Below are 7,797 nucleotides of genomic sequence, written 5' to 3'. Positions count from 1 at the left end.
CCGCCGCCGGCGCCGAAGCCGGCGACGGGGGCCGACCCGATCCATGAGCCGGCGCTGGAGCCCATCGTGCTGCCGCCCGAGCTCGGGAGCCTCGACGCGACCGAGCCGCTCGGCGACGACCGGCCGGACGCCGACCCCGCCCGCCCGGCCGGGATCCCGCCCCAGCGGCGGACCGAGCCCGAGCTTCCCGCCGCCGCGCGCATGGACGTGGGCGACGTGGACGACGACGGCGACGAGGAGGGCGGCGGCGGCCCGGCCGCGGTTCCGCCGCGCCGCCCCGCCGCCGCCGCCTCCGCCGACGCCGACGCCGACATGGGCGCGGGCGCGGGCGCCGAGCCGCCGCGCAGCTTCCGCCCCGCCAAGTCGATGCGCAGCTTCGAGGATCTGGCCCGCCGCATCGTCAGCCTGTTCTCGCTGGGCATGGGCGCCTACACGCTGATCCGGATCTGGGGCGGGAGCGACATCTTCGCCGACGACTCGTTCTTCGACAATTCGCAGGACGTGCTCGACACCCTGTTCCTCGGCTACATCACCTATCACGCGGTGCGCATCTGGCTCGACCAGCGGATCGAGGCCGAGGGCGGCGACGAGATGGTCGCCGAGCCCGGCGACGAGGGCGGCGGCGCCTCGGCCGTCTCCCGGCTCGGCACGCTGCTGCCGCTGTTCCGCTCGGCGATCCTGGTGACCATCGGCATTTCGGTGGCGGTGATCGTGGCGACCGAGATGGGGGTCAACGTCGCCCCGCTCTTCGCCGGCGCGGGGATCGTGGGCATCGCGGTCGGCTTCGGCGCCCAGACCCTGGTGCGCGACATCCTGTCGGGCATGTTCTTCCTGCTCGACGACGCGTTCCGCAAGGGCGAGTACATCGACGTCGGCGCGGTGAAGGGCACGGTGGAGAAGATCTCCCTTCGCTCCTTCCAGCTGCGCCACCATCTGGGCGCGCTGCACACCATCCCCTTCGGCGAGATCGCGCATCTGACCAACTTCTCGCGCGACTGGGTGATGATGAAGCTGCCGCTGCGGCTGACCTACGACACCGACGTCGACAAGGTGCGCAAGCTGGTCAAGAAGCTGGGCGAGCGGCTGAAGGAGCACCCGGTGGAGGGGCCGAAATTCGTGCAGCCCCTGAAATCGCAGGGCGTCTACATGATGGAGGATTCGGCGATGATCATCCGCATCAAGTACATGACCCGGCCGGGCGACCAGTGGACCACCCGCAAGCTGGTCTACCAGGAGATCCGCGAGATGTTCGAGCGCGAGGGCATCCATTTCGCCCATCGCGAGGTGACGGTGCGCATCCCCAACATGCCCGACCGCGGCCTGAACGAGCAGGAGCGCGCCGCCGTCGGCGCCGCCGCCCGCCGCGCCATCGAGGGGCCGGAGGGCGAGGACCACGCCGCCGCCATGGCCGCGGCGACGGCGCGGTAGGGGGCCGAGGGGCGTCTCAGAAGAAGCGGAAGACCGCGAGAAAGTTCACGTTGAAGAATTCCTGCGGGGTCATCGGGCGTTTGTTCGGGTTGGCCGGCCAGGGATCCCGCACCGTGACGAGGTTCGTGACCGGCGGGGCGCCCGGCGACTCCGTGTAAGTCATCGCGGTGATCAGCGTCGCATGACCCACCGAGCCGACCATCAGCGGCCGCCCGCTCCGCAACTCCTGCCAGACCACATCGAGCGGATTCGGATGCGAGATGCCGAAATGGGCGTCGATGACCACGTCGAGGCGAGCGCCGAAGCTTCGACCGCGGGCGTCGGTCCATCCTCCGTCGACCGCGCGCTTGATCGTGGGGCCGTCGGCCGCCTGGCAGACCCGCGGGTCGCCGAAGGCCCTGGCTGCGAACGCCTGCTGGGTCACGGGATGGCCGGCGAGCCCGAATGCCGCCTGCGCGCAGGCCGCCCAGCACCAGACCACGCATTCCTGCCAGGGCGTGGGCAGCGGGCCTATCGGCACGCCGACCTCGCAGGTTCGCCGGCCCCAGCCGTCGGGCATGGCGCAGCGGATGTCGCCGGCGGCCGGGGTCGCGGTGGCCGTCGCGGCGGCGGCGGTCGCGCCCAAGATGAAATCTCGTCTGCGCATGATGCAAATCCTCCCAATTCCGATGGTCGATACTAAAAACCACCGGACTTTACCCCCATCCGGCGCGCCGCGGAATGGAAACCCTCACAGGCGGGGGTCGGCCCGGTCGGGGGCGCGGTCCGGGGCGGGGGGGCCGTCCGCCGCGCCCCGGAGGGCGGGGCGCGGTCCGGGACGAAGAAGCACACCCGTGACGCGGTGTTTTCGCGCGGGCGACCTTGCCAAATCCGCCCCCGCCGGGCTGTAATCCGGTCCTGTCAGCGGGAGCCTCCATGCTCATCTACCTGCCTATCGCCGAGGTATCGGTGAACGCCTTCGTCCTCCTGGGCCTCGGCGGGTTGATCGGCCTGCTCTCCGGCCTGTTCGGGGTCGGGGGCGGCTTCCTGATGACCCCCCTGCTCATGCTCGTCGGCATCCCTCCGGCCGTCGCCGTCGCCACCGGCGCCAACCAGATCTGCGCCGCCTCGTTCTCGGGCGTGCTGGCGCACTGGCGGCGCGGAGCGGTGGATTTCCGCATGGGCGGCGTGCTGCTGGGGGGGGGCGTCGCGGGCTCCTTCGTGGGGGTCGAGATCTTCGAGCTGCTCACCAAGCTCGGCCAGGTCGAGCTCATGGTATCGCTGACCTATGTGCTGTTCCTCGGCGTGGTCGGCGCGCTGATGCTGGTCGAGAGCCTGCGCGCGCTCGCCCGCGCCCGGTCCGGCGCCATGCCCAAGCGACGCGAGCGGCGGCGCGGGCTGGTGCACCGGCTGCCGCTGAAGATGCGGTTCCGGGCGTCCAACCTCTACATCTCGGTGATCCCGCCGCTGCTGATCGGGGCGCTGGTGGGTCTTCTCTCGGCGATCATGGGGGTCGGCGGCGGCTTCATCATGGTGCCGGCGATGATCTACATGCTGGGCATGCCGACCGCGGTGGTGGTGGGCACGTCGCTCTTCCAGATCATGTTCGTCACCGGGGTCACCACCGTCCTGCACGCCACCCAGACCTTCACCGTCGACATCGCGCTGGCGCTCTTGCTGCTGGTCGGCGGGGTGACCGGGGCGCAGGTGGGCGCGCGCTTCGGCATGAAGCTGAAGGCCGAGCAGCTGCGCATCGGGCTGGCGGTGATGGTGCTCGCGGTCTGTCTGAAGATCGGCTTCGACCTGGTGGCGACGCCGGACGAACTCTACAGCCTCGCGGCCGCGCCATGATCGCGGGCGGACGGCGGATCGCAGGCGTCGTCGTCGCGCTGGCGGTGCTGGGCGCGGCGCTCGGTTTCGCGGCGGGGCCGGCGGAGGGGCAGGGCGCGCCGCGCGATCCGTCCACGCCGACGCCGGCCGGGCCCCGCGCGCTGCAGGGCGACGCGCCCGCCGCCCCGCCCGGCGCGCCCGGCGGCGGGTCCGGGACGTCGGCGCCCGAGATGAAGCCCGGCGGCGGCCAGGTGGTGGTGATGCCCGAGGGGCGCGAAGCCCCGGACGAGGAGACGGGCCCCGAGGATCCGGCGCGCGAGAGGGTGATCGCCGCGCTCAGCCACAACCAGGTCTCGATCACCACCACCTATTCCGGCTCGGAGATCTTCGTCTTCGGGGCCATCAAGCGCAACGCCCCCGCCCGGGAAGGCAAGCCGGACGTGATCGTCACCGTCTCCGGCCCTTCGACCCCGGTGACGGTGCGGCGCAAGGCGCGGATGTTCGGGGTCTGGGCCAACAGCGCCTCCACCGTGGTCGACGCGGCCCCGAGCTTCTACGCGGTCGCCTCCACCGGCCCGCTCGACCAGGTGCTGAGCGAGACCGAGAACCTGCGCCACCGCATCGCGCTCGACACTCAGGTGCGGTCCATCGGCTCGTCCGCCGACGTGCCCGATCCCGATGCGTTCCGCGAGGCGGTGATCCGGCTGCGGCGGGACAAGGGGCTCTATGTCGAGGCCCCGATCGAGGTGGAGGTGATCGAGGACACGCTCTTCACCACGCATGTCGCCCTGCCGGCGAATATCGTCGAGGGCGATTACGTGGCGCGCGTGTTCCTGGTCCATGACCGGCAGGTGATCGACCTGCATGAGACCGTGGTGGGCGTGCGCAAGGTGGGGATGGAGCGGTGGCTCTTCGCCCTGTCGCGCGAGGAGCCGCTGCAATACGGGCTGCTGGCGCTGATCGTGGCGCTGGCCGCGGGCTGGGGCGCGTCGGAGGTGTTCCGGCAGCTTCGGCGCTAGGCGCCGGCCCGGTCGGGCGGCGGGGGCGCGAGGCCCCCCCGCCGCGGTCTTTCAGCCGGGGCTCAGAACCGGACCTGCAGCGCGGTGGCCACGCCCCAGGAGGTGTCGAGCCCGTCGCCGGTCTCGTCGCCCATTTCGACCGCCGCGACGGCGTCGACGCCCGGCGCCAGCGCGTAGGTGGCGCCCAATGTGCCGCGGCTGCCTTCGTCCGCGCCGTCGGCCAGCACGAAGCCGCCGCCGACCTTCCAGGGGCCGGTCTTGTACATGGCGCCGAGGCCGTAGCGGTCGGTGTCGCCGCCGGTCCCGTCGCGGTTCCAGAAGCCGGCGACCGTCACGCCCGCGTACCCGACGCTGGCGCCGGCATGGTACATGTCCGCGGCGCGGGGGCCGTCGGCGGTCAGGTAGCCGCCGCCCACGGCCAGGTCGACGGCGCCGACCGCGCCCGCCCAGGACGCGCCGACGGCGATCTGGTCCTTGATGTCGGTCTGGCCGGCGATCCCCAGCTCGCGCCCGGCGATCTGGCGGTCGTTCGCGCCGTCGACATCGGCGTTGGGCTGGTAGCTGATCCCGGCCTGGAAGCCGTGCATGACCGGCGTGCCGTAGCGGATCGACAGCGCGTCGTCCTTGCCGATGAAGCTGCTGTCGCCGGGCGTGATCGACACGTCGGGATCGTAGTAGTTGAACGGGCCGGAGGCGTAGACCACGCCGACGCCGCCGTATTCGTTCAGCGCGGTGTCGGCGCCGCCCACGTAGATCTCGCCGAACGCGCCGGAGACCTTGCCCCAGTTCTCGTCGATCTGGTCGGTGGTGGTGAAGGCCTCGAGTTCGACCCGGACCTCGAAGGTCAGGCCGTTGTCGGAGGCGCCCTTGGCCTTGAAGTGGATCTCGCCGTCGCGGATGATCGCCACCTCGGCGTCGCCGCCGGGGGTGGCGTCGGTGATGCCGGCGCCGAAGGTCATGTAGCCGCCGACCGAGCCGACGACGGCTTCGGCGGCGCGGGCCGGGGCGCCGGCCAGGAACAGGGTTGCGGGGATCGCGGCGATCGCGGGGATCGCCAGCGCCGTGCCGCCGCGAAGGCGGCGTCGGAAGTTGGAACGACTCATTGTCTGGCTCCGATGGCTTGCTCGCCGGGCACCTCCGTTCGCGGAACGGGGACGCGGGTGCTGCTTTGGGCGGCTTGATGCACGTCTTGGCGCCGGTCCTTGAAAAGACCGCGCAGGCTCTCAGATAAGGACGCGCGCCCCCGGGCGCCCGCGCCTTCAAGGGTGGCGGAACGCCGCGCCGGCGGCTTTCCTTGACAGGAAGCGCGCCCCTCATATGGTGCGCGCCACGGCGCGGGGGCGCACCCCCGCCCGATCATGACAGAACGCCACTGGAGAAACCCCATGTCCGACGCGCACGCCGCCCGTCCCGAGTCCCTCTCGGCCGAGGCCCGGCAGGTCACCGTGACCCTGCCGGACGGCGCGACGCGGACTTTGCCCGCGGGGTCCAGCTCCGCCGATCTCGCCGCCGACATCTCCAAATCGCTCGCCAAGGCCGCCATCGCGGCGAAGGCCGACGGCAAGCTCGTCGACCTCTCCGCGCCGCTGATCGACGGCGCGAAGATGGCGCTGGTGACGATGAAGGACGAGGCCGAGGCGCTGGAGCTGGTGCGCCACGACTGCGCGCATATCATGGCCCGCGCGGTGCAGGAGCTTTGGCCCGACGTGAAGGTCACCATCGGCCCGGTGATCGACAACGGCTGGTATTACGACTTCGACCGCGACGAGCCGTTCTCCACCGACGATCTCTCCGCCATCGAGAAGAAGATGCGCGAGATCATCGCCAAGCGCGATCCGGTGCGGACCGAGCTCTGGGACCGCGCCGATGCGGTGGCCTTCTACGAAAAGGGCGGCGAGCCCTACAAGGTCGAGCTGGTCGGCATGATCCCCGAGGATCAGGCGATCCGGATGTACTGGCACGGCCCCTGGCAGGACCTCTGCCGCGGCCCGCATCTGGTCCATACCGGCCAGGTCCCGCCCGACGCCTTCAAGCTGATGAAGGTGGCCGGCGCCTATTGGCGCGGCGACCACCGCAACAAGATGCTGCAGCGCATCTACGGCGTGGCCTTCCGCTCGAAAGCCGATCTCGACGCCTACCTGCACCAGCTGGACGAGGCGGAGCGTCGCGACCACCGCCGCATCGGCCGGGAGATGGACCTCTTCCACCTCCAGGACGAAGCGCCCGGCATGGTGTTCTGGCACCCGGACGGATGGACCGTCTACCGGGCGCTGGAGGACTACATGCGCCGCCGGCTGACGGTGGCGGGCTACAAGGAGATCAAGACCCCGCAGGTGGTGGACCGCAAGCTGTGGGAGGCCTCCGGACATTGGGAGAACTACCACGAGAACATGTTCATCACCGAGATCGACGAGGGGTCCGAGGCCGGCTCCCACGCCAACGCCAAGCGGGTCAACGCGCTGAAGCCGATGAACTGCCCCTGCCACGTCCAGATCTACAACCACGGCCGCAAGTCCTATCGCGACCTGCCGCTGCGGCTGGCCGAGTTCGGGTCGTGCCATCGCTACGAGTCCTCGGGCTCCATGCACGGGTTGATGCGGGTGCGCGGCTTCACCCAGGACGACGCGCATATCTTCTGCACCGAGGACCAGATCGAGGCGGAATGCGCGGATTTCATCCGGCTGCTGTCCACCGTCTACAAGGACCTCGGCTTCGAGCGCTTCGAGATCAAGTTCTCCACCCGGCCCGAGGTGCGGGTCGGCTCGGACGAGGTCTGGGATAAGGCCGAGGCGGCGCTGGAAGGCGCGATCAAGGCGCTGGGCCTGCCCTATGAGGTCGATCCCGGAGAGGGCGCGTTCTACGGCCCCAAGCTCGACTTCAAGCTGACCGACGCGATCGGTCGGGAATGGCAGTGCGGCACCTTCCAGGCCGACTTCAACCTGCCCGAGCGGCTGGGCGCCGAATACATCAACGACCATGACGAGAAGGTGCGGCCCGTCATGCTGCATCGGGCGATCCTCGGCTCGTTCGAGCGGTTCCTGGGGATTCTCATCGAAAACCACGCCGGCCGCTTCCCGCTTTGGCTCGCGCCCCGGCAAGTGGTGGTGGCGACCATCACCTCGGACGCGGACGGTTATGCGGAGGAGGTCGCGGCCACGCTGCGCGCCGCGGGGATCCGGGCGGAGGCCGACACCCGCAACGAGAAGATCAACTATCTGGTCCGCGAGCACAGCCTCGCCAAGGTCCCGTTGATCCTCGCGGTGGGGCGGCAGGAGGTGGAGAGCCGCACGGTCTCCGTCCGCCGTCTGGGCGCGCAGGGCTCGAAGACGATGGGTCTGGACGAGGCCGTAGCCGAATTCGTGGCCGAGGCGACCCCGCCGGATCTGCGCCCGGCCAGGACTTTGGCGGGCGCGGCCTGACGCCTCCGCCTCGCCGGCGCCGACAGGGGGCGCGGTCGACCGAAGGGTCGGCCGCGCCCTTCGCGTTTCGGGGTCGGGCGGGAGCCACGAAAAAGGGCGGCCCTTCGCGGGGCCGCCCTGTG

The 7,797-nt window shown here is 70.8% G+C and carries 6 protein-coding genes; 4 read left to right on the top strand and 2 right to left on the bottom strand.

Annotation, left to right across the window (positions count from 1 at the left end; all coding sequences use genetic code 11):
• A partial coding sequence (locus ACTB72_RS08825) for a mechanosensitive ion channel family protein (RefSeq protein ID WP_463036621.1) occupies positions 1-1,428 on the top strand: 1,428 nt, incomplete at its 5' end.
• Positions 1,429-1,444: 16 nt separating this feature from the next.
• Here the strand turns inward: ACTB72_RS08825 and ACTB72_RS08820 are convergent.
• The gene (locus ACTB72_RS08820) at positions 1,445-2,074 is read right to left on the bottom strand and encodes a hypothetical protein (protein ID WP_463036620.1); all 630 of its coding nucleotides are present in this window, start codon (positions 2,072-2,074) and stop codon (positions 1,445-1,447) included.
• A 269-nt stretch (positions 2,075-2,343) separates the two neighbouring features.
• Between ACTB72_RS08820 and ACTB72_RS08815 the strand changes: the two genes are divergently transcribed.
• Positions 2,344-3,258, top strand: a complete 915-nt coding sequence (locus ACTB72_RS08815; protein ID WP_463036619.1) for a sulfite exporter TauE/SafE family protein — start codon at positions 2,344-2,346, stop codon at positions 3,256-3,258.
• The gene (locus ACTB72_RS08810; RefSeq protein ID WP_463036618.1) at positions 3,255-4,256 is read left to right on the top strand and encodes a TIGR02186 family protein; all 1,002 of its coding nucleotides are present in this window, start codon (positions 3,255-3,257) and stop codon (positions 4,254-4,256) included. The genes ACTB72_RS08815 and ACTB72_RS08810 overlap by 4 nt, the downstream gene beginning before the upstream one ends.
• Before the next feature lie 62 nt (positions 4,257-4,318).
• Here ACTB72_RS08810 and ACTB72_RS08805 read toward each other — a convergent pair whose 3' ends face one another.
• The gene (locus tag ACTB72_RS08805) at positions 4,319-5,359 is read right to left on the bottom strand and encodes a porin (RefSeq protein ID WP_463036617.1); all 1,041 of its coding nucleotides are present in this window, start codon (positions 5,357-5,359) and stop codon (positions 4,319-4,321) included.
• Between the two features lie 282 nt (positions 5,360-5,641).
• On the opposite strand from ACTB72_RS08805, the gene thrS reads away from it, so the two are divergent.
• On the top strand, positions 5,642-7,675 hold the full coding sequence (gene thrS, locus ACTB72_RS08800) for a threonine--tRNA ligase (RefSeq protein WP_463036616.1): 2,034 nt from the start codon (positions 5,642-5,644) through the stop codon (positions 7,673-7,675).
• The last annotated feature ends 122 nt before the right edge of the window (positions 7,676-7,797 follow it).

Source organism: Albimonas sp., from assembly GCF_055129145.1.
Note: the sequence above shows the minus strand (reverse complement) of the source record. Positions and strands in the feature narration are given on the sequence as shown.